At 71.7% G+C, this 16525-nt stretch carries 14 protein-coding genes and 1 pseudogene; 5 read left to right on the top strand and 10 right to left on the bottom strand.

All coding sequences use genetic code 11. From position 1 onward, the window contains the following. Positions 1–64: 64 nt before the first annotated feature. The 6 genes from HHL19_RS16045 to HHL19_RS16020 form a co-directional block, all read right to left on the bottom strand. Positions 65–2080 carry a flotillin family protein gene (locus HHL19_RS16045; protein WP_169089980.1) on the bottom strand — a complete coding sequence of 672 codons (2016 nt, stop codon included), beginning with the start codon at positions 2078–2080 and terminating at the stop codon, positions 65–67. A gap of 40 nt (positions 2081–2120) precedes the next feature. Then, positions 2121–2537 carry a hypothetical protein gene (locus HHL19_RS16040; protein WP_169089978.1) on the bottom strand — a complete coding sequence of 139 codons (417 nt, stop codon included), beginning with the start codon at positions 2535–2537 and terminating at the stop codon, positions 2121–2123. 158 nt (positions 2538–2695) lie between these two features. Next, positions 2696–3748, bottom strand: a complete 1053-nt coding sequence (locus HHL19_RS16035; protein WP_169089976.1) for a helix-turn-helix domain-containing protein — start codon at positions 3746–3748, stop codon at positions 2696–2698. A gap of 13 nt (positions 3749–3761) precedes the next feature. Continuing rightward, positions 3762–4073 carry a hypothetical protein gene (locus HHL19_RS16030; RefSeq protein WP_169089974.1) on the bottom strand — a complete coding sequence of 104 codons (312 nt, stop codon included), beginning with the start codon at positions 4071–4073 and terminating at the stop codon, positions 3762–3764. A gap of 192 nt (positions 4074–4265) precedes the next feature. Then, complete coding sequence (locus tag HHL19_RS16025) at positions 4266–4982, bottom strand: TrkA family potassium uptake protein (RefSeq protein WP_169089972.1); 717 nt, start codon at positions 4980–4982, stop codon at positions 4266–4268. Further along, entirely contained in the window at positions 4975–6393 is a 1419-nt protein-coding gene (locus HHL19_RS16020; protein ID WP_240981608.1) for a potassium transporter TrkG, read from the bottom strand. The genes HHL19_RS16025 and HHL19_RS16020 overlap by 8 nt, the downstream gene beginning before the upstream one ends. A 489-nt stretch (positions 6394–6882) precedes the next feature. Here HHL19_RS16020 and HHL19_RS16015 point away from each other — a divergent pair, with 489 nt between their 5' ends. The 4 genes and pseudogenes from HHL19_RS16015 to HHL19_RS16000 all read left to right on the top strand — a co-directional run. Continuing rightward, positions 6883–7428 (top strand): hypothetical protein, encoded by a 546-nt coding sequence (locus HHL19_RS16015; RefSeq protein ID WP_169089970.1) that lies wholly within the window; start codon positions 6883–6885, stop codon positions 7426–7428. Further along, positions 7425–8168 (top strand): hypothetical protein, encoded by a 744-nt coding sequence (locus HHL19_RS16010; RefSeq protein ID WP_169089968.1) that lies wholly within the window; start codon positions 7425–7427, stop codon positions 8166–8168. The genes HHL19_RS16015 and HHL19_RS16010 overlap by 4 nt, the downstream gene beginning before the upstream one ends. 35 nt (positions 8169–8203) lie before the next feature. After that, positions 8204–10156 (top strand): potassium channel protein, encoded by a 1953-nt coding sequence (locus HHL19_RS16005; protein ID WP_240981607.1) that lies wholly within the window; start codon positions 8204–8206, stop codon positions 10154–10156. 105 nt (positions 10157–10261) lie between these two features. Then, positions 10262–10564, top strand: a pseudogene (locus tag HHL19_RS16000) (MBL fold metallo-hydrolase); the annotation flags it as partial. 65 nt (positions 10565–10629) lie between these two features. On the opposite strand, the gene HHL19_RS15995 reads toward HHL19_RS16000, so the two are convergent. Next, positions 10630–11217, bottom strand: a complete 588-nt coding sequence (locus HHL19_RS15995; protein WP_169089966.1) for a TetR/AcrR family transcriptional regulator — start codon at positions 11215–11217, stop codon at positions 10630–10632. 119 nt (positions 11218–11336) lie between these two features. Between HHL19_RS15995 and HHL19_RS15990 the strand changes: the two genes are divergently transcribed. After that, complete coding sequence (locus HHL19_RS15990; RefSeq protein WP_169089964.1) at positions 11337–11984, top strand: peroxiredoxin-like family protein; 648 nt, start codon at positions 11337–11339, stop codon at positions 11982–11984. A gap of 95 nt (positions 11985–12079) precedes the next feature. Here HHL19_RS15990 and HHL19_RS15985 read toward each other — a convergent pair whose 3' ends face one another. From HHL19_RS15985 to HHL19_RS15975, 3 genes are all read right to left on the bottom strand, one after another. Continuing rightward, positions 12080–12649 carry a hypothetical protein gene (locus tag HHL19_RS15985; protein ID WP_169089962.1) on the bottom strand — a complete coding sequence of 190 codons (570 nt, stop codon included), beginning with the start codon at positions 12647–12649 and terminating at the stop codon, positions 12080–12082. 28 nt (positions 12650–12677) lie between these two features. Then, positions 12678–15533: a DNRLRE domain-containing protein gene (locus tag HHL19_RS15980; RefSeq protein ID WP_169089960.1), complete on the bottom strand. Its 2856-nt coding sequence runs from the start codon at positions 15531–15533 to the stop codon at positions 12678–12680. A gap of 436 nt (positions 15534–15969) precedes the next feature. Beyond that, positions 15970–16524, bottom strand: coding sequence for a DinB family protein (locus HHL19_RS15975; RefSeq protein WP_169089958.1), 555 nt, complete (start codon positions 16522–16524; stop codon positions 15970–15972). Position 16525: the final 1 nt, after the last annotated feature.

Here is a 16525-nt window from a genome sequence, read left to right as displayed (position 1 = left end):
CCGGCGCCGGTGACTCCCCCGTTCGCCGGCACCGGACCCGTTCTGACCGTCCCCCCGTGGGCGGTCAGCTGGTGGCCGCGCCGTTCAGCGCGGCGGTCTCCGCCGGAGCGGCGCCCTGCGTGGGCACCTCCAGCAGGCCGGAGTTCATGACCTTGGTGAGGAGCGCGGAGACGCTCAGGTTCTGCACGTCGGTCGTGGACAGGGATCCGAGCACCTTGGTGAGGTCCTCGGTGAAGGAGCCTTCGCCGTTCAACCAGGGCCCTGCGAGGGCCTGCGCCGTCCTGGAGTGGTCGACGAAGCCGTCCACGGACTTGCCCAGGGCGATGGACTGCACGAGCCGGTCGAGGAAGACGGACTCCCCGCCGACGATGTTGATGTCCGCGTTCTCCAGACCGGTGGCCAGGACGGTGGCCTGCGCCTCGGCCACCTGGCGCTGGACGTCGAGCCCGGCGAGCCGGATGTCCTTCTCGGCCTCCAGGCGGAGGCGGTACTCCTCGTGGGTGCGGGACGCCTCGTCGAAGGCGGCGACGGCGACGGCCTTCTGGTTGAGGCCCTCGGCCTCCGCCTTCAGCTTCTCGCCGATCGCGGTGGCCTCGGCCAGTGCCTTGGCCCGCAGGCCCTCGGCCTCGGCGCGCAGCCGGGCCTCGGTGGCGTCGGCCTCGGCGCGGCCGGCCTTCTCGATGGCGCCGGCCTCCTTCTCCCGGACCTGGACGGCGGCGAGACCTTCGGCCGCCGCCTCGGCCTGGATGCCCTCGGCGAGCCGGATCTTGGCGCGGGCGTCCATGTCGGCGGCCTTGTGACGGGCCTCGGCCAGGGTCAGTTCCTCGGCGGCCCGGTGGACCGCGGCCTGCTCGGCGGCCTCGGCGGCCTTGATGTCCTTGACGAGCTTCTCCTGGGCCTCGGCCTCCGCGGCGATGACCAGCGCCTGCCGCTCCCGCTCCGCCTCCTCCACGGTCCGCAGCCGCTTGATGGACTCCTCCTGCTCGGCCACGGTCCGGTCGACCGCGACCCGCTCCCGGATCACCTCGGCGATGTCCCGGCGCTCGGCCTCCACCTCCTTCTCGGCGGCGATCCGGGTCAGCTCGGTCTCCCGGTCACGGGCGATGACCTCCAGGAGGCGGTCCTTCTCGATCCGCTCGTTCTCGACCGCGATGACCCGCTCGCGGTTCTTCTGCGCGACGACGACCTCGCGGGCCTGGTTCTCCCGCTGCACGCCGAGCTGCTCCTCCGTACGCAGGAACGCGCTCTGGGCCCGCAGCCGCTCCTCCTCCACGACCTTCGCGGTCTCGGCTTCCTCCCGGGCCCGTACGGTCTCGATCTCGCGCTTCTGCTTGATCTCGGCGTCCGCCTGGCGGCGCTCCAGCTCCAGGATCGCCTCGCGGGCGTCCACGTTCTGGCGGGTGATCTCCTTCTGCTCGTGCTGCCGCAGTTCGTTGGTGCGGACGTTCTCGACGGCCGTGAGCTCGGTGATCTTGCGGATGCCCTGGGCGTCGAGGATGTTGCCGGCGTCGAGCTGGGCGAGCGGGGTCTGCTCCAGATAGTCGATCGCCGCGTCCTCCAGGCTGTAGCCGTTGAGGTCGATCCCGATCAACTCGATGATCCGGAACCGCAGTTCCTCGCGCTTGGTGTAGAGATCGGTGAAGTCCATCTGCTTGCCGACCGACTTGAGCGCCTCGGAGAACTTGGCGTTGAACAGCTCCTGGAGCGTGGTCTGGTCGCTGGCGCGGGCCGTGCCGATGGCCTGGGCGACCTTGATGACGTCCTCGACCGTCTTGTTGACCCGTACGAAGAAGGAGATCCGGATGTCGGCCCGGATGTTGTCCCGGCAGATCAGCCCGTCACGGCCCGTCCGGGAGATCTCGATGGTCTTCACCGAGATGTCCATGACCTCGGCCTTGTGCAGCACGGGCAGCACGACCTGCCCGGTGAAGGTGACGTCGACCTTCCGCATCTTGGAGACGATCAGCGCCTTGCCCTGCTCCACCTTGCGGAACAGCCTGCCGACCAGGAACAGCGCCGCCACGGCGACGAGCAGGACAACGGCGACGAGTACGCCGATGCCCGAGGTGATGGCATCCATGAGTGAACCCCGTGTCGATCGAAGAAGAGGACGTACCGGCTCAGACGGAGGTACGAGCGGAATCCGGGTCGGGCACGGCGCTGTCGGCAGCGCCCCGGCGCGGGCCGGCGGACGGCATCCGTCGCCGCCGGCCGAACAGCCGCTTCGTGAGCAGCCAGGACAGCGACAACGCCACCGGAAGCAGGGCCACGGAGAGCAACAGCGACACGGCCCCGGCCAGCCCCGCCCGCTCCAGCAGCACCATGCCGATCAGGTCGAGCACCCAGCCGGTGGCGATCGCGACGGACGCGGCCACCGCGACCGGGACGCCGAACCCCAGCGTCGCCCCATCAGCGTCGAACGCGTCCGGAGTGACGGCACGGCAGAGGACCAGAACCCAGAATCCGATCACTGCGGCAACGGCGGCCGTCAGAACCAGGGAAGGGAATCCGATGGCCGCTCCGACAAACTCGTCCATCCCGCCTCCCCCATGAGCTCCCTGCCGGGTACCGGCATCAGCGCTGCAACGCCTCCGGCCCTGGCAGCATTGTGAAGGGCCGGCAGCGGGTGGCGCATTGCCGAGAACCGGCAATCTTGACGGCGCCTTGATGCCGAGTCACCGATCGGGGCGTCCCCTCAGAAGTCCTTCTTGGGCCAGCCGAGCAGGCGGGCCCCGATCACGGCGGTCTGGAGGGTGTAGCGGCTCGCGGGGTCGGCGGGGTCGGTCCCGGTCAGCCGGTGGATGCGCTCCAGGCGGTAGCTGACGGCCCGCACCGAAAGGTTCAGGTCCTGGGCGGTCCTGGTGGTCACGCACCCGCTGTCGAAGTAGGCGGTGAGCGTGTCGAGGAGCGGTTCGGCGCCTCCGCGGGAGGAGCGCAGGGGGCCGAGGGTGCTGCGGACGAGGTCCTCCATCGCCTGCCGGTCACGGGTGAGGACGGGATAGACGAGGAGGTCGACGGCGTGCAGGACGGGCGCGTCGAGACCGAGGCGGTCGGCGAGCTCGAGGGCGCCCAGCGCCTCCTCGTACGAGTGCACGACGCCCCTGGGCCCGGGCTGGGGCCGGCCGATCGCGGCCTGGCCTCCTCCGGTGGCGGCGAACGCCTGCTTGGCGAAATGGGCGAGGACCTCGGGCTGGTCGCCGGGCGCGACACAGACCATCCGGCCGCCCTTCGTCGTCAGGAGGATGTGCCGGTCACCGAACCTTCCGATCAGGGCCCGCTCGACCTGCTGCGGCACCGGATCCGCCTCCGTGTACGCCTTCGGTCCGCGCGCGACGGCGACCGCGTGCGCCTGGGACAGGCGCAGCCCGAAGCGCTCGGCCCGTTCCGCCGTGCGGCCCAGGTCACTGCGCCCGTACAACAGGTCGTCGATGAACTCCCGGCGCTCGGCCTCCTCCTGCCGGACGGCGAGCCGCTGGGCCCGTTCGAACCCCGTCGAGAAGGCGTCGACGGACTGCTCGACCGCGGCGAGCAGATCCAGGGCGGTCCGTCGGTTCAGCGACTGCTCCGGCCAGGCGGACCTGACCGCGGCCAGATGGCCGCCGATGAGCTCCCGCAGGGCGTGCCCCTCGCGGGCGGCCTCCTCGCCTGCTTCCCGGTTCCGTTCGATCTCCCCCTTGTTCAGGCGTCTTCCGGTGGCCGCCACCTCCGCGAACAACGTCGCGTACTCGGGTGTGTAGTCGTCTGTCATTTTCCGCCCCGCTTCACTTCCGTGCTCGCCGGTCCGCGCCGCCGAGGACGTCGTAGAGGATGAACAGGCCGACGGCTGTGCCCATCAGCCCCAGCCCGATGTAGGCGCACGTGGCGCGCACACCGGAAGAAGCTCCGGTCACCCGGGGAATCTCGTCGACCAGGACGGCCGCGTACACGCACAGGCCGGTGATGCCGAGCAGCGGGGTCGGCCCCCGTGAACCACGCAGGAAGCCCGGCCGCCGGCCGGTCAGCACGGCAACGCTCGGAACGAGGATCACCACAGCGCCACCGGCAAGGAACCCCCAGCTCTGCAGGTTGCTCACGCGGCCGCACCCGGACTCGCACGTCGCCGGCGTTGCCGGTCCACCTCGCACCCGCCGAGCGGCGCCGTGGCCGCCTCCAGGAGGGCGGGCGGGGCGATCGGAATCAGGGCGAGGGGCACGGCCGGGCTCTTTCGGGGCAGGCGGAAGACTGTGCCGACCAGACTTCCCGGCTCACCAGCCCACGATCCTAGTTCAGGGCAGCTCGGTGAAGGCCTCGACCGCCCTGGTCTTGCCGGTCACGACGATGATGTCGCCCGTCGCGACGACCGTCTCCGCCGTCGCGTAGGTGAAGTCCTCGCCGGCTCGCTTGATGCCGACGACCGTCACGCCGTAGCGGCTGCGCACCTGGGACTGGCCCAGGGGCCTGCCGGTCGCCGCGCTCGGGGCGACCGTCTTGACCAGGGCGTAGTCGTCGTCGAACTCGATGAAGTCGAGCATGCGACCGGTGACGAGGTGCGCGACGCGCTCGCCCATCTCGTGCTCGGGCAGGACGACGTGGTGGACCCCGAGACGTTCGAGGATCTGGCCGTGCTGGCGGCTGATCGCCTTCGCCCAGATGTTGGGGACGCCGGCTTCGAGGAGGTTGGAGCTGATGAGGATGCTCGCCTCGATGTCGCTGCCGATGCCGACCACCGCGCTGGTGAACTCGTGGACGCCGAGCTGGCCGAGCACGTCGGGGTCGGTGGCGTCCGCGACGGCGGCGTGGGTGAGCTGGTCGCTGTACTTCTGGACGAGTCGGGAGTCGCTGTCGATGCCCAGGACGTCCCAGCCTCGACGCATCAGCTCGTTGGCGAGGGAGCTGCCGAAGCGGCCGAGCCCGATGACGGCGACGCGTTGGTCCGGCTGCTGCCGCTTGTCGTCCGGACGTCGGGGGGCGCGCTTGCGCAGCCGGTGCAGGAATCTAGCCAATGACAGGTCGCTCCTCGGGGAGTTCGTAACGTCGGGTGCGCTCGCGCAGAGCGAGCGCGGAGACCAGGGTGATCGGGCCGATACGTCCGATGAACATCAGGGCGACCAGGACGAGCTGTCCGCCGCCCGGCAGGTCGGCGGTGATGCCGGTGGAGAGCCCCACCGTCGCGAAGGCGGAGACCACCTCGAAGAGCACCGCCTCGAAGGCCTCCCTGCTCATCGAGAGCATCGTCAGGGTGGCGGCCATGACCAGACCGATGCCGAGCAGGGCGACGGTCAGTGCCTGGCGCAGCACGTGCGGGCCGAGGCGGCGGCCGAGGACGGCGGAGGTGGGCTCGCCGCGGACCTCGGCGAGTATCGCGGCGGCGAGGACGGCGAAGGTGGTGACCTTGATGCCGCCGGCGGTGCCGGCGCTGCCGCCGCCGATGAACATGAGGACGCAGGTCATCAGCAGGGTCGAGGCATGCATGGAGCCGATGTCGAGGGAGTTGAATCCGGCGGTGCGGCTCATCGCCGAGTGGAAGAAGCCGTTGAGCAGTTTGCCCCAGAAGTCCTGGGCCCCGAGGGTGGCGGGGTTCGTCCACTCCAGCAGGCAGGTGAGGAGTGTTCCCGCGGCGAGCAGCGCGACCGTGGTGATGACGGTCAGCTTGGTGTGCAGGGTCCAGCTCTTCCGGCCGGTCGTACGGGCCCGGTTCCGGTGGCGCAGTGTCTCGAGGAGGACGGGGAAGCCGACGCCGCCGAGGATGACGGCGGCCGCGATCGGGAGGGTGACCCACGCGTCCTGTGCGTAGCGGGTCAGGCTGTCGGCGTGGAGGCCGAAGCCGGCGTTGTTGAAGGCGGACACCGCGTGGAAGAACCCGAGGTACACGGAGTCGCCGATGGCGTAGCCGTACCCGAACCGGAGGCGCAGTGCCAGGGCGGCACCGACGGCGAGCTCGACCATGAGCGTCGTGCCGGCGACCCCGAGCAGGACCCGGCGTACGTCGCCGATGCCGAGGCTCTTCGTCTCGGCCTGCGCCGTCAGCTGCAGTCGCAGCCGCAGCCGGCCCGAGACCAGGAGGGCCAGCAGCGAGGCCATGGTCATGATGCCGAAGCCGCCGACCTGGATCAGCGCGAGGATCACTCCTTCGCCGAACCCGCTCCAATAGGTGCCTGTGTCCACGACGGCCAGGCCGGTCACACAGATGGCGGACGTGGAGGTGAACAGCGCGGTCAGCAGGTCGGTCGCCTCACCGTCCTCGGCGGACACCGGCAGCATGAGCAGCCCCGTACCGATGAGGACGGCGGTGGCGAAGGCCAGAACGACGGACCGGGCCGGATGGGTGGAGAAAAAGGAACGAGCCCATCCGCGGGCGGTGATCACCACGATGGCGGGCTCCTTCTCCAGGATCCGCGCGCCAGGCTCACGCAAGCGCGCGTCGGCCTGATAACAGCGATGCGTCAAGAACGGCCGTAACCTTACCCGCAGGTCCGGGCCGGACCTGGCACCCGTCGTGCGACGCGACCATGCCGTCCTCGATCCACCGCAGCCAGGCAGCTCAGGACCGGATCCGCCCCTGGTGCGTACAGCGCAGCCCGGTTCCCGTTCCCGTTCCCGCGTGGACGGGTACTCCGGGTGGCTGACCGCGGCTCGGCGTCGCCTTCCTCCCCCCTCGCCGCCACGGCATGAAGAGCGCGTGAAGACTGCCGAAGTCCGGCAGTGGACGCAGGTCCGGTTCACCGTCACGATGCCACCGGCGGCACAACCGGCCAGGCCGCGGGGGGATCGCGACATGGCCTGGGTTTCCGACCTCGTCACCGCGGGTCCGGTGCTGCGCGTCCTGGCCGCGATCGCTGTCGGGTGCCGGAGGGGCTCTCGTCGATGCGGAGGCGGGTACCACCAGTCCGACAGGGGAACGGCATGCAGAAGAGCTTCACGGTACACGCGGGCTTGCAACTGGCCCTGAGCGCAGTGGCGTTGGGCGCCTCCGCCTACACCGCCGTCCCCCGGCTCCCCTCCGTCCCGCACGAGGAAGTACTGCTCGGGATCGCTTTCGCGTCGCTCTTCCCGCTCCACGCCGCGACGATCTTCCGCAGCATCGCGCTGGAGTCCCGCGTCAGAGGCTACGCGAGCAGCAAGACGCATCAGTGGCGCGCTCTGAAGGCCCTTCCGCACCGGGTGCACGCGCTGCTCGTCGTCCTGTTCCTGGCCGGAGGACTCCTGCTTTCCGGCCTCCTCTCGAACGACTCGGGACTCCAGGCCACCCACGAATCCCGGGGGAGGTATTTCGCCGTCGACACCACGGATCCGCTGCGCCCGGACATCGAGGTCACGAGGAGCCGGTACGAGGAGCTGAGCAAGCAGGGCCAGCGCAGCATGTTCGCGATCTACGGCCTCATAGCGGCCGGCGGTGGTGCCGTGACGCTCGTCCTGGGGAAGCTGCACGGCTGGGCGGGCCGACCGTGACGGGCACTTCGCGGCACGGCGAGCACGGGGCGCGGTGGCGGCTGCGCGTGCGGGCCGCCCTCATCGGGATCGGCGGGCTGATCGCCCTCGCCGCCGGCGTGCTGTTGCTCGTGACGGTTCCCCGGGCGGCGGCCGTGGAGCGGGCGCTCCAGGAGGCTCTCGTGTGCCGCGGATCCGCTGCGCAGGACTGTGTGCGGACGGCGTGGTTCACCGTCGAGTCCGTTCGGATCCACCGCGGCAAGGGGTCGGGCGGCTGGGTCGTGGTCTCGGGCACCGACGAGGCGGCCGGCGAGACACGGTTCAGCGGTATCACCGACTTCCTCGACCAGGTGCGGCCCGGCGACCGGGTCGTCGGCAACGTCTGGCGCGGCCGGATCATCGTTCTCGGAAACGACCGGGCGGCGCAGCGGACCGATTCCCATCCGGTCGGCGACGCGCAGTTCGCCGCCGGTACCGGCACCGCGCTCCTGCTGCTGGGAGGTCTCGGAGTCCATGTGTCGCGGTGGTCGCTCCGGCACCAGGCGGCCTCCGCGTGGCAGCGCTCCACCGCGCTCCGCAGGACGGGGTGGGCTGTGAGTCTGCTGAGTGCGTGGTCGTTCTTCCTGCCGATGCTCCTGCGGAGGCAAAGCGCGGATCTCTCCGTCTACTTCGCGCTGTGGACACCGGCGGCACTGGCTGCGGCGACGTTCCTGGCCCGTGCGCGCCCCGGGCGTCGTACGGCGGCGCGCCGGAGGGGATGATCGGACGGACACACATCGAGTCGCGGGAGTGGGGAATGGTCGCAGTGCCGATTCAGGGGCGGCTGCCGTCGGGCGTCACCGGGCACATGGTGGTCTGTGGTGACGACGGGCTCGCACGTCGGCTCGCGGTAGAGCTGCGCGAGGTGTACCGCCGACGGGTGATCCTCGTGATCCCCGCAGACGAGGCCGAGGAGCCGACGACCGGTCAAAGCACGGCGGAGCCCGCCACCGTGAGCGGTCCCGCCGTCCTTCCCGTGCACGTGGAGACCTCCCCGTCCCCCACGACGGCAGCACTTCTCCGTGCCGGCGTGGACGGGGCCGCCGCGCTGGCCCTGCTGTACGAGGACGACGAGACGAACCTGCGGGCCGCGCTCGCCGCGCGTCGGCTCAACCCGGGACTGCGCCTGGTCGTCCGCATGTACAACCGCAAGCTCGGCCACCACCTGGAGGAACTCCTCGACCAGGCCGCCCTCGTGGCCGCGTCCGGCGGCGACCGTACCCTCCTCGACGCGTCCACGACCGTCCTCTCCGACGCGGACACCGCCGCGCCCGCGCTCGTGGCCACGGCCGTCGCCGACACCAACAAGGTCGTCCAGGCCGACGGGCTTCTGCTGCGCGCCACCGAACGCCCGGTGCCCGGCCGGGGCGAGGTGGCCGACCCGGGCCTGTGCACGCTGGCCCTGCTCTCCTCGACCTCCAGCGACCCCGTCGGCAGTGAGGGCTCGGACGCGAGCGGCTCGCAGGGGCCGGAGCTGCTGCCCGACGACCGGGCCGTCCGGGGGTCGACGGGCCGCGGCACCGTCGTCCTCGAAGCCGTCCGGCGCGCGGGGCCCACCCTGCCGCCGCGCCGGCTCGCCCGGCGCTGCGCCCCGCTCGGCGAGGTGTTCTCCGCCAGCCTGCGCTGGTCGCTCGCCGGGATCGTCGCCGCGGTGCTCGCCCTCACGGCCACCACGGCGGCGCTGACCGACACCGACCCCGTCCACTCCGCGTACCTGACCCTGCTCGACCTGTTCTCGATCAACGACCCCGCTCTGGAGGACTCCCCCACCCGGCAGATCCTCCAGCTGCTCTCCGGCCTGGTCGGCCTCGCCCTCCTCCCCCTCCTCGTCGCCGGCGCCCTGGAAGCGCTCGGCGTCTTCCGCACGACCGGTGCGCTGCGCCGTCCGCCGCGCGGCCTGTCCGGGCACATCGTGCTCCTCGGCCTCGGCAAGATCGGCGCCCGTGTCCTCGCCCGGCTGCGGGAACTCGACATCCCCGTCGTCTGCGTGGAGCAGGATCCCGACGCCCGCGGCATCCCGCTCGCGCGCGACCTGGGTGTCCCCGTGGTCCTCGGGGACGTCACCGAGGACGGGGTGCTCGACGCCGCCCGCGTCCACCGGGCCGACGCCCTGCTCGCCCTGACCAGCTCCGACACCACCAACCTGGAGGCGACCCTCGCCGCCCGCAGCCTCAAGAGCGACCTCCGCGTCGCACTGCGGCTGTACGACGACGACTTCGCCGCCGCCGTCTACCGCACCCTGCGCTCCGCCCACCCGAACGCCGTCACCCGCAGCCGCAGCGTCACCCACCTCGCCGCGCCCGCGTTCGCCGGGGCCATGATGGGCCGTCAGATCCTCGGCGCGATCTCGGTCGAACGCAAGGTCCTCCTCTTCGCCGCCCTCCTCGTCGCGGGACATCCCCAGCTCGAAGGCCGTACCGTCGCCGAGGCCTTCCGTCCCGGCGCCTGGCGCGTCCTCGCCCTCGACACCGCCCGGCCGGAGCTCCGCTCGCCCGACCTTGCCAACACCGGCCACGACGCCACCCAGCAGTCCCTCCTGTGGGACCTCCACCCGGGTCAGGTCCTGCACCCCGCCGACCGCGTCGTCATCGCCGCCACCCGCCGCGGACTGGCCGAACTCCTCGCCACCGGAGAGGACTCGGCCCTCGGCCCCACCCCCGCCCCACCATCGCAGGCCGGTGACACCGGGGCGACCGGCGCCGACGCGTAGCCCACGACGTCACCGTCCGCGTGCCCCACGAACAGCCGGCGGCGCTGGCGCCCCCCCAAGGATCGCCGGCGGCCGCGCACGTCCGCATCTGACAGAACATGGTCATTGCGGCCCAGGCACGAGCACCTGCACCTCAAGGTCCCCCCGTTCGCACCCGACGTGGTCGTGACCGGCGAGACCGACCTGGAGGACTTCGGGATCGCGGCGCGCGTCATGCCCACGCCCGGGCACACCGCCGGATCGACCTCCGTCCTCACCGACGGGGGCGACCTCGTCGCCGGCGACCTGGTCGCCAACTCCCTCTTCGGTCTCGTGCGGGGCCGTCCCGCCGACCCTCCCTTCCACGACGATCCACTGGCCGATCTCGCGAGCCTGCGCAGGATGCTCGCCCTGGACCCCACCAGCCTCCACGTCGGCCACAGCACCCCGCTGGAACCCGACCGGGTCCCCGGCAGCGGGATCACGCCCCCGGGTCAGGCTCCACGGGCCACGGCCGCGATCGCCGCCGTGACGGTGCGGTGCAGGTGCCGGGCGTCCGCCCCGGCACGGGAGCGCAGGTTGACTCCGTGTGCCAGGAGTGCCAGGACGTCGGCGGCGGAGTCCGGGTCGGCGTCCTCGGCGAGCTGTCGCCGCCGCCGCGCCGACAGGAGCGCGGCGTGGAGGGCGGTGCGCAAGCGCTGGTGCTGGCGGTCGAGGAGGGCGCGGACGGCGGGGTCGGCGTTCTCGGCGCCCGCGTGGGCGTTGGAGATCATGCAGCCCCATCCGGCGAACTCGCCGGTGCAGCGGGTCTCGATCAGCGCGGTGAAGAACTCGGTGACGGCCTGCAGTCCGCGGTCGTCCTCCTCGAGCCGGCCGAGTCGCGACCGGTCCCGGACGTACCGTTCGAGGGCCGCGCGGTAGAGCTCCTGCTTGCCGCCGAAGGTCGCGTACAGGCTGGAGCGGTTGAGCCCGGTGGCGTTGACGACGTCCTGGATCCCGGTGGCGGCCACGCCCTGCCGCCAGAACAGCCGGACCACCGTCTCCAGGACCGTGTCGGGATCGAAGTGCTTGACGTCCGCCATGTCCCACCGCCCCATCTTGAATCGATGATTCCAAGATACTTGCTCCACCCGTTGCCCTGGAGTGCACTCCCACCGCTATCTTGAAACGAACGTTCCAAGATTTCTCCGGGAGGAGACCCATGAGCGTCAACGCCGAGCTGCGCGCCTTCTTCGAGAGCCGCCAGGAGCAGATCCCCGACGACATCCGCGCCGTGATGCGGCGGGCAGCGGCGGAACTGGCCGACTCCGGCCAGGCGGACCGGGCCCTGACCGTCGGCGCGAAGGCACCGTCCTTCACCCTGCCCTCGGCCACGGGCCGTACCGTCGACCTGGCCGAACTCCTCGCCGACGGCCCGGTGGTACTGACCTTCTACCGCGGGGCCTGGTGCCCCTACTGCAACATCGCCCTGCGCTCCCTGCAGCAGCACCACGACGCCATCACCGCGCGCGGCGCCCGGCTCATCGCCGTCTCGCCCCAGGTCCCCGACGAGTCCCTGTCGTACGCCGAGAAGAACGGACTGGCCTTCGACGTCCTCAGCGACCTCGGCTGCGAGATCGCCCGGCAGTACGGTCTCGCCTTCGACCTGCCCGACGACCTCGCCGCCGTGTACGCCGGCTTCGGCATCGACCTGGACCGCTCGCACGCCGGCCACCCGCGCACCCTGCCCGTTCCGGCGACCTACGTCATCGACCGCGACGGCACGATCCGTTGGTCCTTCGCCGACACGGACTACACCACCCGCGCCGAACCGTCGGACATCCTGGCCTCGCTCGACCGGCTGAGCTGAGAAGCGGCGGCCGAGGGCGACCGAGGTGCGACCGGCACCCGGTGGTGCCCCGGGACGCGAAGAGCGTTCCGGGGCACCGGTCGTTCGTCCTTCCCTCAGCCGCGCTTCACGGTGAAGGAGCACCAGGCCGTCCAGCCGGAGGACGTCGCGCCGTCCTTCACCCGGACGCGCCAGCGGTAGGCGCCGTCGGCCAGGGTGCCCTCGGGCAGCTGGAGGGCGGCTTGGTGGCTGGTGTCGCTGGTGAGCTGCCGGTGGAGCACGGGCTTGCCGGCGGCGGTGTCGACCTCGAAGGCCACCTTGCGGCGCGGCCCGGGCCGGGTCGGTTCCGAGGTGCCGGGCGGGGCGACCGACTCCAGGGTGGCGGCGAGGGTCGGGGTGCCGGTCGTGACGACCGGGTCCCCGGCGGGGCCGCCGCAGAACTGGAAGCCCGCGTACGAGCCGTCCGAGATCCTCGCCGCCTCGGGCGTCGGCAGCAGCCGGTCGTCCCCGGCGGCAGCCGCGGGGGCACGCTCCGCGGAGGCGGCGGCGAGGGCGATCGGGGTCGCGACGGCGCCGGCGGCGCAGGTCGCGACCAGGGCGACGATCGCCCTCCGCGCCCCCTTCCGGGGCCGCTGGGACCGCTGGGACCGGTGATCCTGCTGGGTCCGCTGGGTGGGCACACGCATGTCCTTGTCTCCTCTCCTCATCGGCCGGCTACTTCACGTACAGCGTGTGGTCGGGATCGGGCGCCTGGACCTGGGTGCACTGGTAGGAGGTCCAGCGGTGTTCGGCGACGAGGCGCTTGCCGACCTCCTGGCAGCCGGCGAGGTTGTGCAGCGTCTCGTAGGCGGTCCAGTTCGCAGCCGCGTTCGCCTTGAGCTTGTTCGTCACCCCGTACGCGGCGGCGTTGCCTCCGGCGGTGACGCCGTCGGTGCCGTCCCACCGGTAGTGCACGCCGAGCCAGACCCGGCCGACGGCGTTCTCGGCCGCCGCGGCGGAGATCGAGGTGAAGGTACGGGTCACTCCGAGGGCATTGGGGTCCTCGGTGGTCGCGGTCCAGGTGACCTGGTCCGTGCCGAACCACGCCTGCGTCGCCTTCGACCACGCGCCCGCGAAGGTGGCGTGGCCGGAGACGTAGGCCGGGAAGGGCGGGGAGAAGTGCTGACCGTTGCGGTCCTGGGACAGCGGCTGCCAGTTGGCGTCGCCGGTGGTGGCCGCGTTGCCGTCGCCGTCGAGGCGGATCGCGCTCTCCGGCCGCCAGAGGTCGACGCTCGTCTGATACTTCTGGTCCCACGCGACGGTCGCGGCGTCCGCCATGGCGAAGGCGGTCAGCGCGAACAGCTTGGCGTTGCCGGCGACGGTCGTGCCGTGCTGGCGGGACAGGATCTGGGTGTGCTCGAAGAGCTGGCCCGGCGGCTTGTAGGTGCCGTCGAGGTCGTTGGCCCAGAACAGCGCCGCCTGGGTCTGGTCGGCGGTGCGGGCCGTGGACTCCGCCCCGCCCAGGCTCTTCACGTCGTTGACCTGGTCCGCGTACGCCTGGCTCGGCAGCAGCGTGCTCATCTGCGAGTGGCCGGCGGGTCCGGTGGCGCGGAACTGGCTGCTGGTCGCCATGCCGAAGGGCTTGACCAGGCCCCACTGCGGGGTCGCGCCGTCGCCGGTGCCGGTGGGCCGCCAGTAGCCGGGCTCGGTCGAGCCGGTGTAGGGGGCGATCGGTGCCGAGCCGTCGCCCTGCCGGGCGGCGATCATCGCGGCGGCGGCCTTCTGCCCGACCTCGGTGCCGGCCGCGCGCTGCGCGGTGGTGACGGCGGCGGGGATGGTGGAGCGGGCGGCGGCGATCTCGTCGTCGAAGTTCAGCGTCGGGTAGACCGACTTCAGCACCTCGAAGGCGGCGTGGTCGATGGCGCTGTTCACATCCGGCACCGCGCCGTTGGAGGCCGTGGCCTTCACCAGATAGGCGTCACCGAGGCACTTGAGCGAGCCCTCGGCGCAGCGGGCGGAGTTGGCCGCGTCGTAGATCGCGCCGTGCACCATGGCACCGGCGCGAGCGAGCGGGCCGGGCGCGCCACCGACCTGCCGGAAGGTCTCCTGCAGTACGTCGTTCCAGTAGACGACGTGGTCCTTGACCGGATCGGGCGGGGTCTCGTAGGTGACGAGGATCGAGGGCGCGGTGGTGGTCTGGGCGGAGGCGAAGATCTTGAACGCCGTGACGTCGTTCTCGTCGGTCGCCCGCAGGCCGATGGTGTCGACCGTGTTGCTCGTCCTGGACCACTGCTTCACCAGCGGGGTGATGTCCTCGGACATCCAGCGCGGGCCGCAGTTCGTGTGTCCGTACGTCTGGGTGGAGGTGGTCACCTTGGAGCGCCAGGCGGGCTGGGTGCCCCAGCGGGTGGCGGCCGACGCGCTGCCGGTGTCCCAGATCTCCCAGGAGCGCGGTTCGCAGTCGTCGGACCAGGTGGCGTAGAGGTTCAGTTCCGCGTTGAGGATGTCCTGGCCGGTGACGGCGGGGTTCCGCGGGAAGTTGACGAAGGAACGGGCTTCTCCCTTCTGCCACTCGCGACCGACCCGCAGGTCGACTCCGGCGGAGAAGTCGGCCGTGTCGCCGTTGCGGACGTAGGTGTCGAAGTCGGTGCCGAAGTAGACGGCCGGGTCGATGGTGACCGGATAGCGGGTGGCCTTGTCGGCCAGGAAGGCCCGGTCCGCCCTGACGGTGAGGTCGAAGCCCTGCCCGCGCTCGGTGACGTCGAGGTCGACGCGGGCGGTACGGGCGCCGGGAGCGTTCTCGCCGCGGGCTCCGGCATCCCACATGTACGGGGTGGCGGCGCGCCCGACCGTGGCGCCGGTGCGGGAATCGGTCAGGGTGAGCGTCTCGTCCTCGCCCTGGCGGACCCCCAGCCCCTTGGAGCGCACCGGCAGCGTCACGGCCGCCGCGCGCTCGGCGGCCCGCCGGTCGTCGACCACCAGATACTGCTCGAAGCCGGTACGGGTGGCCTGGAGGACGAGGTCGGTGCCCGGCATGACGTTCTCGTACGTCGCCTTCGAGCCGCTCAGCCGCGGCTCGGGCAGCGCGCCCTTCCAGCCGAGGGCCAGCTCCTGCTCGCCGCGCCCCAGGGTGGCGAGGTCGCCGCCCTCGGCTCCGGTGCGCCCGGCGAGACGTAAGTCCCGCGGGTGCGCCTTGGGACGGACGGAGCCGTCGGCGTCCTTCACGAGCGTGAGGTCGACTCCGACCCAGCGTCCGTGCTCCTTGAAGCGCACGGGACCGGCGAAGGACTCGACGGACATCGTGCCGTCAGGGTTCGCCCATAAGGTCGTGCTCTCGGTGCGGGCGCCGACGACCTCGATCCTCCGGCCCTGCGCCTGGGCGGTGAGCCGCGCGTTCACCTCCTCGCGGGAGGTCGCCGAGGACGAAGCGGCGGAGGTCTTCACGACCTCCGTCGCCGGAGACGCGGCCGCCGGGGGCAAGGGGCCGGCCACGAGCGCGCCCGCGGGGGCGAGCAGAGCGAGGGGCAGGGCCAGGGACCGGGCCCTGCTGTGCCGAGCCGACCCGCGGGACCGGCCGGTGGTTCTGTGCACGCTGTACTCCTTCTGATCATGAGGAAACAGACGCGCGGCAGCCTGCCAGTAGTGATCTTGCTGTGTCCACGCCGTGTCCCACCGTGACGGTGTGATCATGTCGGCTGCGGAACGAGGAACTCCCCCACCACCCGGGGACGTTGGCCGGCGACATTCCGAACACCTCCCTCGTCGGGGGGCAGGTGCGGACGATCTCCGCGGTGCCGGTCGTCGTGTGTTCGTGACTGATGAACGAGCCCCGCGCCACGGCGGTCGGGCCGACGGGCGCCTCGGCCGGCGTGGCCGCTGCGGAGGACGGGCCCGTGGGCGCCGTGCGCAGCCCGGCCGGCGTGGCCGCGGAAGGCAGCGCCTCGCAGGCCCGTCGGGCGGGAGGGGTTCGGGCTTGCCAGGGGTGAGCACGACGGCGTCCGACCGTCTCTCCACCCCGTACGTCAGGTCACCTCGGCGGGTCCTCGCCCGTGAGCCCGTCGACGGATTCACGGATGAGGTCGGCGTGACCGGCGTGGCGGGCGTACTCCTCGACGAGGTCGAGGAGGATTCGGCGGAGATTGGGGCGCTCGCCGCTACGGGTGGTGTAGGCCCCGAGCTGGTCCAGCCCACCCGTGTCGAGCGCCTTGTCGACGATGGCACGGGAGCGGGCGACTGATTCCTGCCAGAGAGCGCGCAGTTGCTCGGGAGTGTCCTCCGCGGCGGAGCGGTAGTCCCAGTCGGGGACACTGCCCCAGTCGACGCCGTCCCAGGGAGCCCCGACGGGGGAGCCGAGCCACAGCCTCGCGAAGTGACTGTCTTCTACGTGTGCCAGGTGCTTGAGAAGGCCGCCCAGAGTGACGGCGGACGTGCCGAGTGTGGCACGCAGTCCGGAGGCGTCCAGACCGGAGCACTTCCAGGCCAGGGTGGCCCGCTGCCGTTCGAGAGCACCGAGGACGGCTGCTGTTTCGGTGCCGGCGAGTGGAGGTTCCGGCCAAGCTTCGGTCGTCGTGCTCTCGGTCATG

It is taken from the genome of Streptomyces sp. R302 (assembly GCF_012927245.1).
Taxonomy (GTDB): domain Bacteria; phylum Actinomycetota; class Actinomycetes; order Streptomycetales; family Streptomycetaceae; genus Streptomyces.
Note: the sequence above shows the minus strand (reverse complement) of the source record. Positions and strands in the feature narration are given on the sequence as shown.

Coding starts and splice junctions, on each gene's coding strand:
- HHL19_RS15985 (WP_169089962.1), bottom strand. CDS start 12,649: ATGCGTGTGCCCACCCAGCGGACCCAGCAGGATCACCGGTCCCAGCGG.
- HHL19_RS16040 (WP_169089978.1), bottom strand. CDS start 2,537: ATGGACGAGTTTGTCGGAGCGGCCATCGGATTCCCTTCCCTGGTTCTG.
- HHL19_RS15975 (WP_169089958.1), bottom strand. CDS start 16,524: ATGACCGAGAGCACGACGACCGAAGCTTGGCCGGAACCTCCACTCGCC.
- HHL19_RS16035 (WP_169089976.1), bottom strand. CDS start 3,748: ATGACAGACGACTACACACCCGAGTACGCGACGTTGTTCGCGGAGGTG.
- HHL19_RS15995 (WP_169089966.1), bottom strand. CDS start 11,217: ATGGCGGACGTCAAGCACTTCGATCCCGACACGGTCCTGGAGACGGTG.
- HHL19_RS16045 (WP_169089980.1), bottom strand. CDS start 2,080: ATGGATGCCATCACCTCGGGCATCGGCGTACTCGTCGCCGTTGTCCTG.
- HHL19_RS16015 (WP_169089970.1), top strand. CDS start 6,883: ATGCAGAAGAGCTTCACGGTACACGCGGGCTTGCAACTGGCCCTGAGC.
- HHL19_RS16005 (WP_240981607.1), top strand. CDS start 8,204: ATGGTCGCAGTGCCGATTCAGGGGCGGCTGCCGTCGGGCGTCACCGGG.
- HHL19_RS15990 (WP_169089964.1), top strand. CDS start 11,337: ATGAGCGTCAACGCCGAGCTGCGCGCCTTCTTCGAGAGCCGCCAGGAG.